This is a genomic window from Streptococcus sp. HMSC066F01 (assembly GCF_001837335.1).
Lineage (GTDB): Bacteria > Bacillota > Bacilli > Lactobacillales > Streptococcaceae > Streptococcus > Streptococcus oralis_S.
Genome location: NZ_KV832108.1, coordinates 1 through 364, shown reverse-complemented (window position 1 = coordinate 364; position 364 = coordinate 1). Strand labels below are relative to the sequence as shown.

The 364-nt window shown below is 48.4% G+C and carries 1 protein-coding gene; it reads left to right on the top strand.

Annotated elements, in window-relative coordinates; all coding sequences use genetic code 11:
- Nucleotides 1-364: hypothetical protein (locus HMPREF2655_RS03390; RefSeq protein ID WP_142352121.1), on the top strand; the 364-nt coding region annotated here is incomplete at both ends.

Genomic DNA, 364 nt, shown 5'->3' with positions numbered 1-364 from the left:
AGATAAGAACGGTACAGAGGTTACTGCGACATATACACCAACAGTGACTAAGGTCACTCCTACAGGAACTGGCGCAACCAGCACAGGTCCTCAGGGTGTTCCACAAACGGGTACTCCAACGTTTGCTGGTGGTGATCCACTGGTTCCAATTGATGAAACAGTTGAGCCAACCTTCGAAGATGGAAGCAAAGGGAAGTCTATTCAAGGTCAAGGAACTTACACAATTGCGCCAGACGGAACAGTAACCTTTACTCCAGACAAGCAGTTTGTAGGCACACCAGACCCAGTGACGGTTAAACGCGTGGATAAGAATGGTACTCCAGTGACTGCGACTTATAGTCCAGAGTTTACGAAAGTGACCCCA